This is a genomic window from Amycolatopsis lurida (assembly GCF_900105055.1).
GTDB classification, from domain to species: Bacteria; Actinomycetota; Actinomycetes; order Mycobacteriales; family Pseudonocardiaceae; genus Amycolatopsis; species Amycolatopsis lurida.
Window position 1 is genome coordinate 2,687,288 of sequence record NZ_FNTA01000004.1, and the last position, 18,507, is coordinate 2,705,794.

General features: G+C 68.3%; 17 protein-coding genes. 8 read left to right on the forward strand and 9 right to left on the reverse strand.

Features of this window, described 5'->3' with window-relative positions; translation table 11 throughout:
- Positions 1 to 25: 25 nt before the first annotated feature.
- The gene (locus tag BLW75_RS17420; RefSeq protein ID WP_034317691.1) at positions 26 to 2,512 is read left to right on the forward strand and encodes a DNA gyrase/topoisomerase IV subunit A; all 2,487 of its coding nucleotides are present in this window, start codon (positions 26 to 28) and stop codon (positions 2,510 to 2,512) included.
- 325 nt (positions 2,513 to 2,837) lie between these two features.
- Here BLW75_RS17420 and BLW75_RS17425 read toward each other — a convergent pair whose 3' ends face one another.
- The 5 genes from BLW75_RS17425 to BLW75_RS17445 are packed head-to-tail and all read right to left on the reverse strand — an operon-like array spanning position 2,838 to position 7,417.
- Positions 2,838 to 4,058 (reverse strand): acyl-CoA dehydrogenase family protein, encoded by a 1,221-nt coding sequence (locus BLW75_RS17425; RefSeq protein WP_034322062.1) that lies wholly within the window; start codon positions 4,056 to 4,058, stop codon positions 2,838 to 2,840.
- Positions 4,055 to 4,924, reverse strand: coding sequence for an SDR family oxidoreductase (locus BLW75_RS17430; protein WP_034322065.1), 870 nt, complete (start codon positions 4,922 to 4,924; stop codon positions 4,055 to 4,057). Before BLW75_RS17430 ends, BLW75_RS17425 begins: the two co-directional genes overlap by 4 nt.
- 11 nt (positions 4,925 to 4,935) lie before the next feature.
- Positions 4,936 to 5,778: a MaoC/PaaZ C-terminal domain-containing protein gene (locus BLW75_RS17435; protein WP_034322067.1), complete on the reverse strand. Its 843-nt coding sequence runs from the start codon at positions 5,776 to 5,778 to the stop codon at positions 4,936 to 4,938.
- Positions 5,775 to 6,206: a type II toxin-antitoxin system Rv0910 family toxin gene (locus BLW75_RS17440; protein WP_034322070.1), complete on the reverse strand. Its 432-nt coding sequence runs from the start codon at positions 6,204 to 6,206 to the stop codon at positions 5,775 to 5,777. The genes BLW75_RS17435 and BLW75_RS17440 overlap by 4 nt, the downstream gene beginning before the upstream one ends.
- Positions 6,207 to 6,223: 17 nt before the next feature.
- Entirely contained in the window at positions 6,224 to 7,417 is a 1,194-nt protein-coding gene (locus BLW75_RS17445) for a thiolase C-terminal domain-containing protein (protein WP_198935836.1), read from the reverse strand.
- A gap of 116 nt (positions 7,418 to 7,533) precedes the next feature.
- Here BLW75_RS17445 and BLW75_RS17450 point away from each other — a divergent pair, with 116 nt between their 5' ends.
- Positions 7,534 to 8,241, forward strand: coding sequence for an RraA family protein (locus tag BLW75_RS17450; protein WP_034322073.1), 708 nt, complete (start codon positions 7,534 to 7,536; stop codon positions 8,239 to 8,241).
- A gap of 72 nt (positions 8,242 to 8,313) precedes the next feature.
- Here the strand turns inward: BLW75_RS17450 and BLW75_RS17455 are convergent, their stop codons facing one another.
- Positions 8,314 to 9,129: a ThuA domain-containing protein gene (locus BLW75_RS17455; RefSeq protein WP_034322076.1), complete on the reverse strand. Its 816-nt coding sequence runs from the start codon at positions 9,127 to 9,129 to the stop codon at positions 8,314 to 8,316.
- Positions 9,130 to 9,253: 124 nt separating this feature from the next.
- On the opposite strand from BLW75_RS17455, the gene BLW75_RS17460 reads away from it, so the two are divergent.
- Entirely contained in the window at positions 9,254 to 10,138 is an 885-nt protein-coding gene (locus BLW75_RS17460; RefSeq protein WP_034322079.1) for a LysR family transcriptional regulator, read from the forward strand.
- Positions 10,139 to 10,255: 117 nt separating this feature from the next.
- Here BLW75_RS17460 and BLW75_RS17465 read toward each other — a convergent pair whose 3' ends face one another.
- Positions 10,256 to 11,050, reverse strand: a complete 795-nt coding sequence (locus BLW75_RS17465; RefSeq protein ID WP_034322083.1) for a DsbA family protein — start codon at positions 11,048 to 11,050, stop codon at positions 10,256 to 10,258.
- Positions 11,051 to 11,052: 2 nt separating this feature from the next.
- Positions 11,053 to 11,541 (reverse strand): MauE/DoxX family redox-associated membrane protein, encoded by a 489-nt coding sequence (locus BLW75_RS17470; RefSeq protein WP_034322086.1) that lies wholly within the window; start codon positions 11,539 to 11,541, stop codon positions 11,053 to 11,055.
- A 91-nt stretch (positions 11,542 to 11,632) separates the two neighbouring features.
- Between BLW75_RS17470 and BLW75_RS17475 the strand changes: the two genes are divergently transcribed.
- Together BLW75_RS17475 and hrpB are read left to right on the forward strand one after the other, a co-directional pair.
- Positions 11,633 to 12,460: a glutamate ABC transporter substrate-binding protein gene (locus BLW75_RS17475; protein WP_034322089.1), complete on the forward strand. Its 828-nt coding sequence runs from the start codon at positions 11,633 to 11,635 to the stop codon at positions 12,458 to 12,460.
- Complete coding sequence (hrpB, locus tag BLW75_RS17480; protein ID WP_034322092.1) at positions 12,457 to 14,850, forward strand: ATP-dependent helicase HrpB; 2,394 nt, start codon at positions 12,457 to 12,459, stop codon at positions 14,848 to 14,850. Before BLW75_RS17475 ends, hrpB begins: the two co-directional genes overlap by 4 nt.
- Here the strand turns inward: hrpB and BLW75_RS17485 are convergent.
- Positions 14,835 to 15,623: an ion transporter gene (locus BLW75_RS17485; RefSeq protein ID WP_034322094.1), complete on the reverse strand. Its 789-nt coding sequence runs from the start codon at positions 15,621 to 15,623 to the stop codon at positions 14,835 to 14,837. The two genes, hrpB and BLW75_RS17485, sit on opposite strands and share 16 nt — an antisense overlap.
- A gap of 135 nt (positions 15,624 to 15,758) precedes the next feature.
- Between BLW75_RS17485 and BLW75_RS17490 the strand changes: the two genes are divergently transcribed.
- Genes BLW75_RS17490 through BLW75_RS17500 form a run of 3 tightly spaced genes read left to right on the forward strand, consistent with a single transcriptional unit; the run spans position 15,759 to position 18,450 of the window.
- Positions 15,759 to 16,676, forward strand: a complete 918-nt coding sequence (locus tag BLW75_RS17490; RefSeq protein WP_034322096.1) for an ATP-binding cassette domain-containing protein — start codon at positions 15,759 to 15,761, stop codon at positions 16,674 to 16,676.
- Entirely contained in the window at positions 16,673 to 17,707 is a 1,035-nt protein-coding gene (locus BLW75_RS17495) for an alpha/beta hydrolase family protein (RefSeq protein ID WP_034322098.1), read from the forward strand. The genes BLW75_RS17490 and BLW75_RS17495 overlap by 4 nt, the downstream gene beginning before the upstream one ends.
- Positions 17,704 to 18,450, forward strand: a complete 747-nt coding sequence (locus BLW75_RS17500) for an ABC transporter integral membrane protein (RefSeq protein ID WP_034322234.1) — start codon at positions 17,704 to 17,706, stop codon at positions 18,448 to 18,450. The genes BLW75_RS17495 and BLW75_RS17500 overlap by 4 nt, the downstream gene beginning before the upstream one ends.
- The last annotated feature ends 57 nt before the right edge of the window (positions 18,451 to 18,507 follow it).

Below are 18,507 nucleotides of genomic sequence, written 5' to 3' on the forward strand. Positions count from 1 at the left end.
GCTGCTATTCAAGGAGCTTTGAGCAATGGCACGCCGTAAGGGCACCACCACCAAGGTCGACCCCTCCGCGTTCGACAAGCCCGGCGCGAACGTCTTCGACAACTCGCTGAAGACGGAGATCGAGGATTCGTACCTGGAGTACGCCTATTCGGTCATCCACTCGCGGGCGCTCCCGGACGCGCGGGACGGGCTGAAGCCGGTGCACCGCCGGATCATGTACTCGATGAACGAGAACGGCTACCGGCCGACGCACGCGTACGTGAAGTCGTCCCGCGTGGTCGGCGACGTGATGGGCAAGTACCACCCGCACGGGGACACGGCGATCTACGACGCCATGGTCCGGCTGGCGCAGGACTTCTCGCTCAACGTCCCGCTGGTCGACGGGCACGGCAACTTCGGCTCCCCCGACGACGGCCCGGCCGCCTCGCGGTACACCGAGGCGCGGCTGTCCCCGGAGGCGATGCTGCTGGTCGGCGAACTCGGCGAGGACACCGTCGACTTCCGGCCGAACTACGACGGCTCGCTCGAAGAGCCGTCCGTGCTGCCGGCGGCGTTCCCGAACCTGCTGGTCAACGGCACTTCCGGGATCGCGGTCGGGATGGCGACCAACATGATCCCGCACAACCTGACCGAGGTCATCGGCGCGGCGCGGTGGCTGATCAACCACCCGAACGCCACCCTCGACAAGCTGATGGAGTTCGTCCCTGGGCCCGACCTGCCGACCGGTGGTTCCCTGCTGGGCCTCGACGAGGTCCGCCGCGCGTACGAGACCGGCCGCGGCGTCGTGCGGATGCGCGCCAGCGCCGAGACCGGGCCGCTGGAGGGCAGCCGCGGCCGCCAGGCGATCACCGTCACCGAACTGCCGTACGGCGTCGGCCCGGAGAAGGTGATCGAGAAGATCACCGACGAGGTCAACAAGTCCAAGCGGCTCACCGGCATCGCCGACGTCAAGGACCTCACCGACCGCGAGAACGGCACGCGGCTGGTCATCGAATGCAAGGTCGGGGTGAACCCGCAGGCGCTGCTCGCGGATCTGTACCGGCTCACGCCGCTGGAGCAGTCGTTCGGCATCAACAATCTCGTCCTGGTGGACGGGCAGCCGCAGACGCTGGGGCTCAAGGCGCTGCTGGAGGTCTTCCTCAGCCACCGCTACGAGGTCGCCACCCGCCGCACTCGCTACCGGCGCCGCAAGCGCGAAGAGCGTCTGCACCTGGTCGACGGTCTGCTGATCGCCTTGCTCAACATCGACAAGGTGATCAAGCTGATCCGCGAGAGCGAGAACGCCGCGGCCGCGAAGGACGGCCTGATGAAGCGGTTCAAGCTCTCGGAGATCCAGGCGACCTACATCCTGGACACCCCGCTGCGGCGGCTCACGAAGTACGACCGGATCGAGCTCGAAGCCGAGCAGGACAAGCTGCGCGAGGAGATCGCCGAGCTGTCGAAGATCCTCGACGACGAGTCGGTGCTGAAGAAGGTCGTCTCGGCCGAGCTGGCCAAGATCGCCAAGGACCACCCCACCGAACGCCGCACCGCGCTGATCGACGGCGACCTCAAGGAGGTCCTCGCCGCGTCGAAGCCGTCGGGTCCGCTGGAGGTCGCGGACGATCCGTGCCAGGTGATCCTGTCGGCCACCGGGCTGGTCGCGCGGACGGCGGCGGAATCGGAGGAAGCGTCGGAAGTGCGGCGCCGCAACGGCCGGGTCAAACACGACTCGGTGTCCGCGGTGGTCCATTCGACCGCACGCGGTCAGGTGCTGCTGGTGACCAACCGTGGTCGCGCGTTCAAGACCGACGTGCTGCCGCTGCCGGTGCTGCCCGAGCAGGCGGGCACCGTCTCCCTGCGCGGCGGGATGGCCGCGAAGGAACTGGTGCCGCTGGAGAAGGGCGAGCGCGTCATCGGGCTGGCCCCGCTCGGCGAACAGGCGGCAGGCTCCCCGGGTCTCGCGCTCGGGACGAAGCACGGTGTCGTGAAGGTGTGCGCGCCAGAATGGCCGGTCCGGTCGGACGAGTTCGACGTGATCAGCCTGAAGGACGGCGACGAGGTCGTCGGCGCCACCTGGCTCACCGACGGCGAAGAGACGCTGGCTTTCCTGTCGTCCGAAGCGTCGCTGCTGCGCTACCCGGCTTCGCTCGTGCGGCCGCAGGGACTCAAGGGCGGCGGCATGGCCGGGATCACCGTGCGCGGTGAAGCGGAAGTGGTCTTCTTCGGCGCGATCCGCACCGACGACGCCGAACACGGCGAGCCGATGGTCGTCACCGCGACCGGCGCGAGTGTGAAGGTGACCCCGTTCAGCGAGTACCCGGCCAAGGGCCGCGCGACCGGCGGTGTCCGGGCGCAGCGGTTCCTCAAGGGCGAGACGCGGCTGGTCGTGGGCTGGATCGGCCCGCGTCCCGCCGGCGCCTCGCGCACCGGTGACCCGGTGGAGCTGCCCGAAGTCGACGTCCGGCGCGACGGCTCCGGCCACGCGCACCCGGGCCCGGAGGTCGTCGGCCACCTGATCGAACGGGACTAACCCCCGCACTCGCGTGATCGAAGCCGTAACTCGCGTGATCGGAGCCGGAACTCACCCACCACCTGAGTTCCGCCTCCAATCACGCGTGATACGCCCCCAATCACGCGAGTTACGCCCCCCATCACACGAGCCGTCCGCCCAATCACACGTGCCGTCCGCCCAATCACGCGAGCCGTCCGCCCAATCACGCGAGCCGTCCGCCCAATCACGCATGTCGGCCGTCCAATCACGCGAGCAGGCCCATCGGTCACCGGGCAGCCGACTCCCCACGTGGTAGCAAAGGTCCCTTGCTCCACCGCCGCCCGCGCCCACCGCATTCAGAGGACTAATTGCGAGGACCCAGCAGGCCCTTCGCGATGTGCGTCACCTGGATCTCGTTGCTGCCCGCGTAGATCATCAGTGACTTCGCGTCCCTCGCCAGCTGCTCCACCCGGTACTCCGCCATGTACCCGTTCCCGCCGAACAGCTGCACGGCCTCCATCGCCACTTCGGTGGCCGCCTCGGACGAGTACAGCTTCATCGCCGAAGCCTCGGCCAGCGTCGGCATCTTGCCCGCGCGCAGGGTCTCGATCAGCTGGAACACCATGTTCTGCACGTTGATCCGCGCGACCTCCATCTTCGCCAGCTTGAGCTGGATCAGCTGGAACCGCCCGATCTCCTGGCCCCACAGCTTCCGGTTCTTCGCGTAGTCCACACAAAGCCGGTGGCATTCGTTGATGATCCCGAGCGCCAGTGCCGCGACGCCGATCCGCTCGACGGCGAACCCGGACTTCACCTCGGCCTTGCTGTCACCGTCCCGGCCGGTCTCGGATTCGCCGAGCAGCCGGTCCCGCCCGAGCCGGACGTCGCTGAAGAACAGCTCGCCGGTCGGTGAGGACATCATGCCCATCTTCTTGAACGGTTTGCCCTGCGTGAGCCCGGGCATGCCCTTGTCCAGCACGAACGTCAGCACCTTGCGGTCCCGGACCGCGGTGTCGTCGCCGTCGTCGAGCTTCGCGTACACGACGATCGTGTCGGCGTAAGGCCCGTTGGTGATGAACGTCTTCTGTCCATTGAGGACATACTCGTCACCGTCGCGCCGCACCGACGTCTTCATGCCGCCGAAAGCGTCCGAGCCCGAGTCGGGTTCGGTGATCGCCCACGCGCCGACCTTCTCGAACGTCGCCAGCCCCGGCAGCCACCGTTCCTTCTGCGCCTGTGTGCCCTTGGTCAGGATCGTCTGCGCGGTCAGCCCGATGCTCACGCCAAGCGAGGCGACGATGCCGAGGCTGACCCCGGCCAGTTCGCTCACCGCGATGAGCGCCATCGCCTCCTGCCCACCGAACGCCAGACCGCCGCCACCGGACCCGCGCTCCTTCGACAGCAGTTTCGACACCGATTCCCGCGCGAGCGCGTCGATGCCGAAGGACGCGAACATCTTCCGGATGATGTCGTACGGCGGCAGCGTCCCGCTTTCGAGCGCGTCGAGATGCGGCCGGATCTCCTTGTCGACGAACTCCCGGATCGCGTCCCTGATCAGCAGTTCGGTCTCGGACCACTCGATCACGGCAGCCTCGCGGCGATGTCGTCGATCTCCCAGGCCGCTTCGGTTTCGATCACCTTGACGTCGTGCCAGCCCGCGAGTTCGGAGATCGCGCCGCCCTGCACCGCGAACACCTTGCCGGTGAGCGGGCATTTCTCGGTCGCGAGGTAAGCCACCAGCGGCGAGATGTTCGCCGGGGAGAACGCGTCGAACTCCCCTTCCTCGACCTCCTGCGCGAAGATCGCGCCCATACCCGGCGTCGCCAGGGTGAGCCGCGTGCGCGCGATCGGCGCGATCGCGTTGACCCGCACGCCGTAGCGTTCCAGTTCCTCGGCGGCGACCAGCGTCAGCGCGGCGATCCCCGCCTTCGCCGCGCCGTAGTTCGCCTGCCCCGCGTTCGGCAACGTGGTCCCGGACGCCGACGCGGTGTTGATCACCGAACCCGCCACCGGCTCGCCGGCCTTGCTCGCGCCCTTCCAATACGCGGCCGCGTGCCGCAGCACCGCCGCGTGCCCCTTCAAATGCACCGCGATCACGGAATCCCATTGGGACTCCTCAAGTCCGGCGATGAACGCGTCGCGCAGGATGCCCGCGTTGTTCACGACGACGTCCAGCCTGCCGAACTCGCCCACCGCCTGCGCGACCAGTTCCTCCGCGCCCGCCCAGTCGGCGACGTTGGCCGTGTTCGCCACGGCCTTCCCGCCCGCCGCGCGGATCTCGTCGACGACTTCCTGTGCGGGCCCGGTGTCGCTGCCGCTGCCGTCGTTCGCGCCGCCGAGGTCGTTGACCACGACGCTCGCGCCCTCGCGCGCGAACAGCAGCGCGTGCTCGCGGCCGATCCCGCGTCCGGCGCCGGTGATGACGGCGACCCGCCCGTCGAGTGCTCCCATGGCTTTTGCTCCTACTCCGCGAATTCCGCGAGGCCGTCTTTGATCACGACCGTTTCGCCGACGGTGGTTTCGAAGGCGTAGCTCCCGCCGCCCGCGCTCCAGATGAACGTCGTCAGGTCCTGCCCGGGCAGCACCGGTTTGGCGAACCGCACGGCGAACCGTTTCAGTCTGTCCACATCGGACCCAGCCACCTCGGTCAGCAGCGCCCACGAGGTGAACGCCATGGTGCACAGGCCGTGCGCGATGATCCCTGGCAGCCCCGAATCCTTCGCGACCTCTTCGTCGAGATGGATGGGCATGGGATCGCCCGCGGCCGGCGCGTACCGATAGGTCTGGTCGTCATCGACGTGCTGGCTGACCTTCGCCACCGGCGCCTGCGAACGCAGGGCTTCGTCGAACTTGTGCTCCGGCCCGAGTTCGCCCCGCGTCTCGCCGGTGTCGAACCCGCGCACGAACAGGGTCACGTACTGCTCGTTGACCAGGTCGCCGCCCTCGGTCCGGCATTCGAGGTGGATGGTGCCGCGCGTGCCGTTCTCCAGTCCTTCGTATCCGGTCATCCGCGCTCGCGACACGAGCTTGTCGCCGGGGCGGATCGGCCGGTGGAACCGGAATTCCTGCTCTCCGTGCACGATCCGGCCGAACAACCCGACCGGGACGACCTCGAGCGCGGGTTCCATCAGCGACTCGAACACCGGCACGATCGCGAACACGGGGCTCGCGACGTCCCCGGCGAGATGTGCCGGGATCGGGTCGTTGGTGGCCTTCGCGTACTCGATCAGCCGCTCACGGGTCACCTCGAACCTGGACTCGTCGGTCCACTTGCCGAGCCCACCGGGGTCGAACCGCTCGGTCACGAGACCAGCGCCTTGAAGTTCTCGAGCGAGGCGTCGAGGTTCTTCTTGCCGTCCTTCTCGACGGCCTTGCCGAGCGCGCCGACGATCATCTGCCCGGCGAACTCCGCGTCGATGCTGGCGAGAGAACCTTCGCCGGACGCCTCCACCGACAGCTCGAACTTGACCTTCACCCCGGCCATCCCGGTCCCGGAGATCGCCAGCTTCGACGGCGCCTCGAACTCGTCGACGGTCCAGGTGATGGTGTTCGGCATCCCCAGCATCGTGACGACCTCGGAAGCCTGGGCTCCCTTGGAGAACTCGGCCGGGACCTCGCCCTTCCACTTGGTGTGGATGGTCAGCCACTTCTCGAAGTTGTTGGGATTGGAGAACTCCGCCCACACCTTGTCGGGAGCTGCCGGGAGTTCGACGGAGGCACTGATCTTGCCCATGGTTCTTCCTTTCGGGATCAGCGCTCGGCGCGCTGGTAGGCGGTGACGACGGCGGCGCCGCCGAGTCCGATGTTGTGCTGCAATGCGGCCTGGACACCGTCGACCTGGCGTTTGTCCGCAGTTCCGCGCAGCTGCCAAGTGAGTTCGGCGCATTGCGCGAGGCCGGAGGCGCCGAGCGGGTGTCCCTTGGAGATCAGCCCGCCGGACGGGTTGACGACCCACTTGCCGCCGTAGGTGGTGTCCCCGGAGTCGACGAGCTTCCCGGCTTCCCCTTCGGCGCAGAGTCCCAGCGCTTCGTAGAGCAGGAGCTCGTTGGCGGAGAAGCAGTCGTGCAATTCGATGACCTGGAAGTCCTCCGCGCCGAGCCCGGCCTGGTCGTACACCTGGCGGGCGGCCTGGACGTTCATGTCGTAGCCGATGATGTTCTTCGCGGTACCGTCGAAGGTGCTGGCGAAGTCGGTGGTCATCGCCTGCCCGACGATCTCCACGGCCTGCGCCGCCAGCCCATGCGAGTCCACAAAGGACTCACTGGCGAGAATCGCCGCACCTGAGCCGTCCGACGTCGGTGAGCACTGGAGCTTGGTCAGCGGGTCGTAGATCATCCGCGAGTCCAGGATGTCCTGCAGCGAATAGCTTTCCTGGAACTGCGCGTACGGGTTGTTCACCGAGTGGCGGTGGTTCTTCTCCCCGATCTTGGCGAAGTGCTCGGCGGTGGTGCCGTAGGTCTTCATGTGCTCGCGGCCCGCCGCGCCGAACATCCACGGCGCGGGCGGGAAGAGCACCTCGGAGATCTCCGCGAGCGCCTGGATGTGCCTGCCCATCGGCTGCTCGCGGTCGTCGTAGGTCGAGCCGAGTGATCCAGGCTGCATCTTCTCGAAACCCAGCGCGAGCGCGCAGTCCGCGCGGCCGCCCCGGATCGCCTCCGCGGCGAGGTACAGCGCGGTCGAGCCGGTCGAGCAGTTGTTGTTGACGTTGACGACCGGAATCCCGGTCATGCCCAGTTCGTAGACCGCCCGCTGCCCCGAGGTCGACTCGCCGTAGACGTAGCCGACGTAGGCCTGCCGCACCTCGTCGAAGGAGATCCCGGCGTCTTCGAGCGCCTTGGTCCCCGACTCCTTGGCCATCTGCGGGTAATCCCAGTCCTCGCGCCGTCCGGGCTTCTCGAACTTCGTCATGCCCACGCCGACGACGTACACCTTGTTGGCCACCACGACGCTCCTTGTCGTTGCTGTTGCCACTGAAGATACAGACAGGACTGTATTTATCAACCCCTTACATACAGGTCTGCACGGATGTTACTTAGGGCACGTGTCGCTAAGGTCGGGGTATGGATCCCGAGGAGCTTCGGCAGCGGTTCTCCCTGCTGAACACCGCGCATTTGACCGACGGCTGCGTCCGCGCCGGCGTCCCGGTCCGCTGCGCGCCCGCCGGTACGCACGCGGTCGTGCCCGGCGGTCGCGTGGCCGGGCGGGTCACCCCCGCCCGGCACGTCGGCAGCGTCGACGTCTTCCTGGAGGCATACGAAACCGCGAACCCCGGCGATGTCCTCGTCGTCGACAACGGCGGCAGGCTCGACGAGAGCTGCGTCGGAGACCTCGCGGTGCTCGAAGCCGAGGCCGCCGGGCTGAGCGGCGTGGTCATCTGGGGGCTGCATCGCGACACCGCCGACATCAAGAAGATCGGATTGCCGGTGTTCAGCCTCGGCTCGATCCCGACCGGTCCGCTCTCGGTCTCCGCCCGCCCGGACGACGCGCTCGATTCGGCCGTCGTCGGCGAGTGGACGGTGACGCGGGAGGACCTCGTGTTCGGCGACGAGGACGGCGTCCTGTTCGTCCCGGCCGACCGGGTGGACGAGGTGCTGGACCGCGCCGAGGGTATCCGCGACACCGAGCGCCTCCAGGCCGACCGGATCCGCGCCGGAGAGTCCCTTCGCGAGCAAGTACGTTTCGCCGATTTCCTCGCGGAGCGCGCGAAGTCGCCTTCGCTGACGTTCCGGCAGCACCTGCGGGCGGTCGGCGGGGCCATCGAGGAGTAGCAAGGGACCTTTGCTGCCACCGGAGGCCCTGACCAGGGGAAATGCACCCCGTTCGGGCCTCCGGTGCCGAGCTTACGACGTCTTCGAGCCACCCAGCCACAGCAGACCGTCGATGACGAAGCGGTTCTGCACCTCACTGCCGAAGGTCGACGAAAGCGGCTGGTTCGTCTCGTAGTTCATCCTGTTGTGCCCGAAGTTGGCGTACAGCATCTTGTACTTGGCGTTGGTCCAGAGGATCGGGTAGTACCCGCTGTACCAGGACTGATTCGGATCGGTCCCGAGCGGGAAGCTCACCGGATCCACCGAGGCGAGGATCCGGATGTCCGGGTTCTTTCGCAGATCCCTGTTCCAGGCATACCACTCGCTCACCGACGAGGTGAAGGTCGCGGGCAGCCGCGTGATCGACGGATGCGGCCGGTTCTCCACCTTCAGCGTCGCCGTCGTCGGGCCCCAGGTGTTGGACTTGAACGCGCCCGTGCCGAGGAATCGGTTGTGGTACCAGTCCCAAGTGGACGGATCAGTGGTGAACGCCGCCACGTGGAAACCGAGGAACGCCCCACCCGCGTTCATGTAACGCTCGAAGCCCGCACGCTGCGCCGAGGTCTGCGGCAGATCGTCGAGGAACAGCACGACCTGGTACTGCGAGGGCTGCAGCGAGTTCAGCCGGTTCCAGTCGTTGGTCGCGGTGTAACCGAAGTTGTGCTGAGAAGCGGTTTTCGGGAACCACTGGTTGGCTTCCTTGACGAAACTGATGTGCGCCGGGTCGTAGGTGCCGTTGTAGAAGGCCAGCACCTGGAACGCGGGTGCCGCCTGTGCCGTCACCGGCGCCAACGCCAGTGCGAGACACGAAACGAACAGCAGAGCGAGTTGGACCGCGAATTTCCTCATACCTCACCACCCATGCCGAAGTGTGTAAATTCATATCTTGAATTAATACATGATCAAGCGCTAGACCTGCAGAAAAGTCGGTTCCCGCTGACCGGCACCGAGCCGTATCGATAACCTGGGGATTATGGAATTGCGGGACATCGAGATCTTCCTGGCGCTGGCCGACGAGCTGCATTTCGGCCGCACCGCCGAACGCCTGCACGTCTCGCAGGCTCGGGTGAGCCAGACGATCAAGCAGGTGGAACGCCGGATCGGCGCGCCGCTCTTCGCCCGCACCAGCAGGCGCGTCCGGCTCACGCCGATCGGTGAACGGCTGCGCGACGACCTCGGCCCCGCCTACCGCGCGCTGCACGACGGCATCGACCGCGCGATCGCGGCCGGACGCGGGATCGGTGGCGTGCTGCGGCTGGGTTTCGAAGCACCCGGCGTCGCCGACCTGATCGAAGACCTCCTGGACCGTTTCCGGCAGCGCTACCCGGACACGGAACTGCTCATCCGCGAGGCCGATTTCGCCGACCCGATGGCGATGCTGCGATCGGGTGAGATCGACGTGCTGGCGACCCTGCTTCCGGCCGACGAGCCGGATCTCACGACCGGACCGGTCGTGTACACCGAACCGATGGTGCTCGCGGTGTCGTCGAAACACCCTTTCGCGCGGCGGAAGTCCGTGACTCTGGACGACCTCGCCCGCGACACCGTCCTTCGCGCGGCGCATCCGCCGGAGCCGTACTGGATCGAGGAGCCTCGGCAGTGGCTGACGCCGGCAGGACACCCCGTGACCCGGGGCAAACCCTTCGCGACCTTTCAGGAACTGCTCGCCGCGATCGCCACCGGCGCCGGCATCTGCCCGCTCGCCGCGCACGCGCGGGAGTACTTCAGCCACCCGCGAATCCGCTTCGTGCCCTTCGCCGGCTCTCCCGACGTCGAGTGGGGCCTCGTCTGGCCGCGCTCCGCGGAGACGGCCCGCGTACACGCCTTCGCGACCGTCGCCGCCGCTTCGCGCCCCTGACCTGCGAAAAGGGAGCAAGGGACCTTTGCTACCACCCGGCCGCAGGCCCGACCCCGGACAGCATGAAGGCCCCCTTCCTGCGCCCATGCGCCAGGAAGGGGGCCTTCACGAAGCGAGCTAGCCGATGACCTTCTGCACCCAGTCCTGCTCCAGCTTCACGACCTGCCCGTTCGCGGTCACGGTCGGCGTGCCGAACCCGGGGCCGTTGCCGAAGTCCTGCTGCAGCGACGGGTCCGTCGAGATCTTCTTGTACGCGTCCTGGATCTCCTGGTCGTAGGCGCCGCTGTTGACCTTGATCGCGAAGGCCGGATCGGTGATGCCGACGTCCTGTCCGAGCTTGATCAGCTGCGCCTTGTCGAACCCGCGTCCGCCTTCCTCCGGCTGATCCTTGAACAGCGCGTCGTGGAAGGCGACGAACTTGCCCGCGTCGGCCGCGGCGAGCGAGGCGTTGGCGGAGTCCAGCGAGTAGCCCGGCGGGTCGGAGCGCTGGTTGAGCATCGGCAGCATGTGGTACCGGACCTGCAGGGTCCCGTTGTTCACCTGCTCCTCGATCTGTCCCTTGAACGACTCTTCGAACTGCTTGCAAACCGGGCAGAGGAAGTCGGCGTAGATGTCGACCGTCTTCTTCGCCTCGGGCTTGCCGACGACCACGGCCGCCCCCTCGCGCTTCTCGACGACACCGGGCGCCGAGGCGGTCGGCTGCGCCCCGATCACCTTGCCCTCGGTGCTGTCCTTGCTGGACGTCGTCCAGATCACGCCACCGATCACCAGCGCGGCGAGCACGACCACCGCGACGGTGATCGCGACGACCTTCTTCTTGTCGCCGCCCGCGACGCCCCTGGCCTGTGCCACCGAGCGCGACGCCGTCTGCTGCTGCTTGCGTTTCCGAGCGTTGCGCTCAGCTCCACCCACGATTATTCGTTCCCTTCAGCGATACCCACATAGTCGTCGTCGGCGGGGGCGCGAGAGTTCCCGAGCCAGCCGTCCACGGACAGCCAGGTCCGCGGCCGCACGATCAGCCAGACACCCAGTAGCGCGAACCCGAGGTCCCTGGCGATCTCCTGCGGATACTTCGTCTGATCCGCGGCGATCTGACCGCCACCGCCGAAGCAGCCACAGTCGATGCTCAGTCCGCGCGCCCAGGATTGGGCGATCGCGGCGATGAGCACCGCCAGCGTCAGCACCGACAGCACCGACACCCACCGGGTCACGAACCCGGCGAGCAGGAACAGGCCGAGCGCCAGTTCGACGAGCGGCATCCCGATCGCGACCGGGCGGACGAGCCCGTCCGGCAGGACGTCGAAAGCCTGGACCGCGATGTAGGTCTGCCCCGGATCGCTGATCTTCAGCGCTCCGGAAACCAACCAGACGGCGGCCAGTCCGAGCCGGGCGAGTGTGCCCACGGCGTCGAGTACGACTTGGGGCGGTCTACGCACGGGCCTAGGCTAACCGCCGACCCTGAGAACAGTGTGAGGCGGCGGACGGAGGCACCCGATGAGGGGACACGCCCTGCTGATGGCCTGCTTGATGCTGGTCACAGCGGCGGCCTGCGGCGAAGAGGCCGGCCCGTCGGACTCTCTCGTCACGCGCGCCGTCGCGTCCAACAAGCTCACCATCGGCATCCGCTTCGACCAGCCGGGCCTTTCCCGAAGGACGATGGACGGCCGGTACGTCGGCTTCGACGTCGACGTGGCGAAGTACGTCGCGAGCGAATTGGGCGTCGACGAGGATCACATCACCTGGCACGACAGCAGGCCGTCGTCCCGCGAGACGGACATCACCTCGGGGATCACGGATCTGATGGTGGCGACCTACTCCATCACCGAAAAACGGAAACAGGTCGTCGGTTTCGCCGGGCCGTATTTCGACACGGGCCAGGATCTGCTCGTCCGTCTCCGGTCGACCGACATCACCGGCCCCGAGAACCTCAACGGCCGCAAGCTGTGCGCCGTGGGCGGCACCACCTCCGCCGAACAGGTGCGCGACAAGTTCGCGCAGGCCGTCCAGCTCGTCGAATACCCGCGCTACCAGGACTGCGTCACGGCTCTCCTCGCCGGGCAAGTGGACGCGGTGACCACCGACGACGTCATCCTCGCCGGTTACGTGGCGCAGAATCCGGAGCTGCTGCGAGTCGTCGGCAAGCCGTTCTCGAAGGAGAAGTACGGTGTCGGCCTGCGCAAGGAAGACACCGAGGGGCGGGCGGCGGTGGCCAAGGCGATCCAGAAGATGATCTCGTCCGGCGAATGGCTCGAATCGCTGAACCGCAACATCGGCCCGTCCGGCTACCGGATCCCGCCTCCGCCACAGGTCACCGAGAAGTGACCCTTCCCGATCTGCCGGTTCGCGCCGTCCTGCCCGAACTCGAAGCCGCGCTCGACGCCCATGGCACCGCCGTACTCGTCGCGCCCCCGGGGACCGGCAAGACCACGTTGGTGCCGCTCGCGCTGGACAACGGCGAAGGCCGGGTGATCGTCGCCGAACCGAGGCGGCTGGCGGCGCGGGCCGCGGCGGCGCGGATGGCGTCCCTGCTGGGCGAACGGGTCGGCGAGACGGTCGGCTACTCGGTTCGCGGCGACCGGAAGGTGTCCTCTTCGACGCGGATCGAAGTGGTGACGTCGGGGTTGCTGGTCCGGCGGGTGCAGGGCGATCCCGAACTCGCCGGGGTGTCGACCGTCCTGCTCGACGAATGCCACGAACGCCATCTCGACGCGGATCTGCTGCTCGCGCTGCTCCTGGACGTGCGCGCCGGGCTGCGCGAAGACCTGCGCCTGCTCGCGACGTCCGCCACCGTGGCCTCCGGACGGCTGGCGGCCCTGCTCGGGGACGCGCCGGTGATCACCGCGCACGCGAGGACCTATCCGGTCGACGTCTCCTACTCCCCGCCCGCGCGCGGCGAGCGGATCGAGGCGACCGTCGCTCGCGTGATCCACAAAGCACTGTCCGAAGGGGACGGTGACGTGCTCGCCTTCCTGCCCGGCGCGGGTGAGATCGCCAGGGTGAGCGGCCTGCTCAGCGGCCTCGACGCCGACGTGCTTCCCCTGCACGGGCGGCTGTCGGCGGCACACCAGGACGACGCGCTGCGCCCGCGTGCCCGCCGCCGGGTGGTGCTCTCGACCTCGGTCGCCGAGTCCAGTCTGACCGTGCCGGGCGTGCGTGCGGTGGTGGACTGCGGACTGTCCCGCGTCCCCCGCGTCGATCACCGCCGCGGCCTGCCCGGGCTGGCGACGGTCCGCGTTTCGGCAGCGGTCGCGGAGCAGCGCGCCGGCCGTGCCGGGCGGGAGGCACCGGGACGTGCGTACCGGTGCTGGGCGGCACACGAACAGGGTTCCCTGCCCGCCTATCCCGAACCCGAGATCCGGACGGCCGAGCTGTCGCGATTCGCTTTGGAACTCGCGTGCTGGTCCACTCCGGACGGTTCCGGCCTCGCCTGGTGGGATCCGCCCGGCGAGGGCGCGCTGGCCGCCGGTCGCGCGTTGCTGACCACGCTCGGGGCGACCGCGGAAGACGGCACGGTGACCGAGCGCGGGCGGAAAATGGCCGGCCTGGGGCTGCATCCGCGGCTGGCGAGGGCGTTGCTGGACGGCGCGGCGCGGACCAACGCGCGTTCGGCGGCCGAAGTCGTCGCACTGCTGGACAGCGGCGGCACGCTGACCGACCTCGAAGCCGAACTGCGGCGGGTGCGCGGCGACGAACGCTGGAAGCGCGACGTACGAAGGCTTTCCCGGCTGGTTCCCGACGGCGGCAACGCCTCCGATCCGGCACTGGTCGTGGCGCTGGCGCACCCCGAGCGGCTCGCGCGACGGCGTTCCGCGGGCACACCGGTGTATCTGATGGCCGGTGGAACCGCTGCCGAACTGCCGCGCGGAAGCGGACTGGCCGACGTCGAATGGCTGGCGGTGGCCGAAGCGACCCGCGATCCCGGCCGCGCGCAAGGGATCATCCGGCTGGCCGCGCCCGCGGACGAAGACCTCGCCGTGCGCGCCGCACCGAATCTGATGTCCTCAGTGGACGAAGTGCGCTGGTCCTCCGGTGACGTCGTGGCGCGGTCGGTGCGGCGGCTCGGCGCGATCACACTCTCGGAGAAGCCGTTGCGTTCGCCCTCGCCGGACGCGATCCGCGCCGCGCTGCTGGACGGGTTGCGCGCCGAAGGGCTCGGCCTGCTGCGCTGGAACGAGGACGGCAAGCGGCTGCGCGAGCGACTTTCCTTCCTGCATCGCGTGCTGGGCCCGCCCTGGCCATCGGTGTCCGACACGGATCTTTTGTCTACTTTGGACAGCTGGCTCGATCTCGGCTCGGCCCGTCGCCGGTCCGACCTCGCCGCGCTGGACGCCGGCGCCGCGCTGCGCGGGCTTCTGCCTTGGCCAGAGGCGTCGCGTTTGGACGAACTGGCGCCGGACCGGCTGGAGGTACCGTCGGGTTCGCGGATCAGGGTCGACTACTCGGGCGAACAGCCCGTGCTCGCCGTCAAACTGCAGGAGACCTTCGGCTGGCTCTCGACGCCGAGACTGGCGGGCGTCCCCGTCGTACTGCACCTGCTCTCCCCCGCCGGACGGCCCGCCGCGGTCACCGCCGACTTGGAATCGTTCTGGCGCAACGGTTACGCGGCCGTGCGCGCCGATCTCCGCGGTCGTTATCCGAAGCATCCCTGGCCGGAGGACCCGCTGAACGCCGCCCCCACCCGGCGCACCTCACGAGGTCAGTCCATCAGCTGATGCTGAGGCCGAGTCGGCAACTGCGCCGCCAGCTCCTCGTCGTCCTCACGCTCGTTCAGCCCCAGCTGCACGGCGCTGCGGATCTGCTCCCGGTTCTCCCGGACCACATGTGCGAAGAACTCATCGATCCGCGGATCGGTCAGCACTTCGAGGATCACGCGCATCGCGGTGTCGATCACCGAGCGGACCACCTCGTCGTGGAACGGCAGCTTCGAAAGCCGCCCTGCCTGCCGATCGTTCTTGAGCTTCTCCGCGATGATCCCCCGCAACAGCGTCTGGTTCTCGCCGAGTGAGCGCGCGAGATTCTGCGGATAGTTGCCGGTTTCCAGTACTTTGACGACCTCGTCGAGCACCGCGATCGTGATCGGTTTCTTGATCGCGAGCACGATCGGCCGGGAAAGCCGTTCGACCAGCCGCTGCGTGAACCGCTCCCCGAACGCGCGGTCGGCGGTGCGCGCGAGCCGGACCAGCACCACGATGATCCGCAGCAGCCGGAACCCGCGCAGCGCCGGATGCGCGATGGGGATCATGCCGAGGATCTCGTACCAGTTGCGCAGCGGGAACCGCTTTTCCCAGCCGCTTCGCCGCCAGCGCCAGAGGAATTCCAGGGCGAAGATCCCGCACACCGTCGTGTCGATGACGAAGACGCGGTGCGCCGTCTCCTCCGAATGCGGGAAGAACGTCACGTAGGCGAGCAGCCCGACGGAGAACACGGCGAGTACGAGCATCACCAGGTCGAGCGGATTCACACGCCGTTGTTCGCGGGTGGTCATGGCGCCGATTCTGCCTTTCCGCGGGGACTCGTGCCGAGCGGCACCTGACGAAAGTAAGGGATGACCGATGACTTCGGGGCGATGTCCGCGGGTGTCCCCGCATCGGAGGATTCAGGGACACGAAGGAGGACGCGGATGATCACGCTTCGAGGACTCACGAAGCGCTATGGCGAGAAGACGGTGGTCGACGGGCTGACGTTCGCCGTCGAGCCGGGCAAGGTGACCGGTTTCCTCGGTCCCAACGGCGCCGGCAAGTCGACGACCATGCGGATGACGCTCGGCCTCGACGCGCCCAGCGCGGGCGAGGTCCACATCGGCGGCAAGACGTACGCGGACCTGCGTTTCCCGCTGCGCGAGGTCGGCGCGCTGCTGGAGGCCAAGGCGCTGCATCCCGGCCGGAGCGCGGGCAAGCATCTCCTGGCGATGGCGCGCAGCAACGGGAGCCCGGCGAGCCGGGTGGACGAAGTGCTCGCGACGGTGGGCCTCACCGAGGTCGCGGGCAAACGCGCCGGGACGTTTTCCCTCGGGATGGGGCAACGCCTCGGGATCGCCGGTGCCCTGCTCGGCGACCCGGGCGTGCTGATGTTCGACGAACCGGTGAACGGCCTCGACCCCGACGGCGTCCGCTGGGTACGGCAGCTGATGCGGTCGCTCGCGGAAGAGGGCCGCACGGTTTTCGTGTCGAGCCATCTGATGAGCGAGATGCAGCTGACCGCGGACCGGCTGGTCGTCATCGGCAAGGGAAAACTGCTCGCCGACGCGCCGGTCGACGAGTTCATCGCGGGCAATTCGCGGACGTCGGTCGTGGTGCGGGTGCCCGCTCCCGCCGATCTGCGCGTTCTCGAACAGCGCCTTCGGGCGCTCGGCGCGACCACGGAATCCGATCAGGACGAACTGCTCGTGCACGACCTGCCCGTCCACCTCGTCGGCGACGCGGTGCACGAACTCGGGATCCGCGTGCACGGACTGGCCGAACGGACCGCGTCACTTGAACAGGCGTACATGGAACTGACCGCGTCGTCGGTCGAATACGGAACGGGAGTCGCGGCATGAAGTCACTCATGGTCCTGGTGGCGGTGATCGCCGGCCTGCTGGGGGTGCCGGCGGCCGCGTCGGCGGCACCGGAACTGTCGCTGCCCGCCCCGGGCGGCCCGCTCCCGATCGGGCTGCGCACGCTGCACCTCACCGATCAGCGGCGAGCCGACCCTTGGGTACCGGAAAAGCGGCGCGAACTGATGGTCAACGTCTGGTACCCGGCCGTCCCGGTCGGACGCGCGCCGCTGTACATGACCAACGCCGAGTCCGCGGCGGCGGTCGCGGGGCGGAAACTCGACCTGCCCCCGGACGCGCTGAGCAAGGTGCGGGTCCACTCCCGGGAGAACGCGCCCTCGCTGCCCGGACGGCGTCCGCTGGTGGTGCTCTCACCGGGCGCGGGCAACAACCGGGTCACCCTGACCTCGGTGGCCGAACACCTTGCCGCGCAAGGCTTCGTGGTCGCCGGGATCGACCACGCCTACGAAGCTTGGGCGACGGAGTTCCCCGACGGGCTGCGCCAGTGTGTCGCTTGTGGACAACCGGGTGACCCGTGGCCCGCCGCGATCGCGAACCGTGCGGTCGACACGACGTTCGTCGTCGACACCCTGCTGAAGGACCGCCGATGGTCGATCGACGCGACGAAGATCGGGATGGCCGGTCACTCCGCCGGGGGTTCGGCGACCGCCGCCGCGATGGTCGCCGACCGGCGGATCAAGGCGGGCGTGAACGTCGACGGCCCGTTCTTCGGCACCGTCTCCCTCGACCGGCCGTTCCTGCTGCTGACCAGCCCGACCGGTGAGAAGTACTACCGGGCGTCCTGGGACGAGACCTGGCCGCGGCTCACCGGGCCGAAGAAGCAGGACCTGGTCGAGAACAGCGGCCATTCATCGGTGACCGACGCCGCGATCCTGATCGACCAGCTGGGGCTGCGCCCGCACGTCCCGCCGGCCGAGGTCGAGAACCAGTACGGATCGATCGACTCGCGGAAGGCGCTGAAGTTCTTCCGTGACGAGCTGACCGGCTTCTTCAAGCAGTGGAGCGCACGATGAACACGATCTCGTCGGAATGGACCAAGTTCTGGTCGGTCCGGTCGACCTGGTGGTGCCTGATCAGCGGGCTCGCCCTGATGCTGGCCTACTCGGCGGCTCTGGGTTTCGCGCTGCAGAACGGCAGCGACCGTCCGATGGCCCCGCACGCCGTGGTGACCGGAGCGGCGTTCTATCTCTCGCAGTTCGCCGTGGTCGCGCTGGCGACGCTGTTCATGACGAGCGAGTACGCCAGTGGCAGCATCCGCTCGACCCTGCAGTGGGTCCCGGTGCGGAACCGGGTCCTCGCGGCGAAATCGGCCGTCCTGCTGCCCGTGCTGTTCGGCTACGGCGTGCTGAACACCCTCGCCGGTGTGGCGATCTCGGCGCCGCTGATTCCCGCGCCGGACTCTTCGGTCGGCGAAGTCCTCGCGACCGCGGCGGGCATGGGCGCCTACTTCGCGCTGCTGGGCCTGCTCTGCCTCGGCCTGGGGACGGCGCTGCGCTCGACGGCGGGGACGATCGTGACGGTGTTCGTGCTGCTGGTGATGATCCCGATGTTCGCCGGCTCGCTGGGCTGGGAAGACCTCGTGAACTACTTCCCCGGCTTCGCGGGGGTCAACGCGATGGTCACGCCAGGGCAGCCGAACCCGATCTTCGGCGGCGTCGCGCCCTACGCGCCTTGGGTCGGCGTCGCGCTCTGTGCGGCTTGGGCGGCGGCCGGTCTGGTCACCGGTTCGACGGTGCTCAGGCGGCGGGACGCCTGAGGGAGAGCAAGGGACCTTTGCTACCGCTCAGGCACGCGGGCCTGCCGAGTGGTAGCA